Here is a 1,442-nt window from a genome sequence, read left to right as displayed (position 1 = left end):
GGGCATGTTTCTCTCCTTGTTCTTTTCCTCACACCTTTTTGGCTGTAGGGATGTCTTCTAGAGGTAACCAATTGCCTAACTCAAGAACAAGTCTGGCAACTGCGGACTTCGGTGAAGACATGATGTGGAGATTATGATACAGCCGAAGTCCACATCCTCTTGCTGTCCGGCCTGCCCTACAGTTAATGCGGTGTCCCCACATCTGTGGCCAAGACATGGGTATCTGTTCCCGCCATTCTCACACCTACACCGAGCCTGTGGCAAAGACCTGGGCAGATCTCACGCAGTGCGCTTTTTGTAGCCCATGGCCTCGTCTTAAGCTCAACCTCAAGCTCTTCAATGCCAGCATCCTTATCCCCACAGAGGAGTTGATTATTCTTATTCAATGAAGGGATCCACCGTAGTGGATCCCTGCCTGGCAATTTGGCTGTAAGCGTGAGGAGCTAGGAACTAGAAAGTAAACACAGCTCGCAAAGCCCCCACGCCAATGGTTGGGTCGTTGTCTCCGGGTCTGCCGCCATTGGGGTTGCTCACAAAGTAGGCAGCAGGCGTTAGAGTAATGTACTCGTTGACCGGGAAGCTGTAGTAGACGTCCACAACGAAGGGGCGAGTATCCCACACTCCATCGTTGTCGGCAGTCACAATTGGCTGGCCAAACACAATACCACCTTTGGCACCCTCCACGAAGAGGTCGGGGAAAACAAAGCCAAGGAGGAAACCGTTAAAGTCTTCCTCTCCCGGATCAACAGTACCAGCCGGTACCACATTGGGCAGGTTGTAATCCACATTGCCAGCCGTAAACCAGCCAGACAAGGTAATGCGAGGGCTGATCTCCCAGTTGGCTGCGAACGTAAAAGCATTCACCCGTGCAGAGACATCTACCCGAGTTCCTCTTACCGGTCCACGGAAGAGACTTTTACCCGTGGCCAGGAAGGTGGGGCCGTCGTTCGCCTGCTGCAGGTAGGTGGAAGCAAATTGGAGGTAGAACTCCAGACCCTTTGTCGGCAAGAAGCCCAGCTCAACGACGTGGGCGCTATCATCACCTGTCAAGCCACTGTCGCCAAAGCCTCTCCCCAAGGCTTGCCCTCTTCTGGTGCTGTAGGCATAGGACAGACGAAACTGGTCACTCAGGCGATAGCGGAAGCCAAATAGGGTTCCGCTGGGCACATCTGCCGTAGAGTTGGGAGCATCGGCAAAGTCCGACAGGGCATCAAAGGGCGTGCTGTACTGCAGAACGCTAGACACCCCTGTACCTGTAATACCTGTGTAGATGGTAGCAGCGCGGTCGAAAGCAGGAAATTGATAAACCAGCTGGGCAAGGGTGAAGGTACCACCCGCACCCCCCTGGAAGCCAACGCCTGGGTCACCCTCAAAGAAGGTGGTTACCGCATCGCGAGCTTGGAGACGAATGCGCAGGCGATCGCGACCCACAAAAGAAGCAT

At 54.3% G+C, this 1,442-nt stretch carries 1 protein-coding gene; it reads right to left on the bottom strand.

Features of this window, described 5'->3' with window-relative positions; translation table 11 throughout:
- Positions 1–450 precede the first annotated feature (450 nt).
- On the bottom strand, positions 451–1,442 hold a 992-nt coding region (locus NW855_RS10535; RefSeq protein ID WP_414508735.1), incomplete at its 5' end, for an iron uptake porin.

Source organism: Synechococcus sp. RC10B2 (assembly GCF_047502635.1).
Note: the sequence above shows the minus strand (reverse complement) of the source record. Positions and strands in the feature narration are given on the sequence as shown.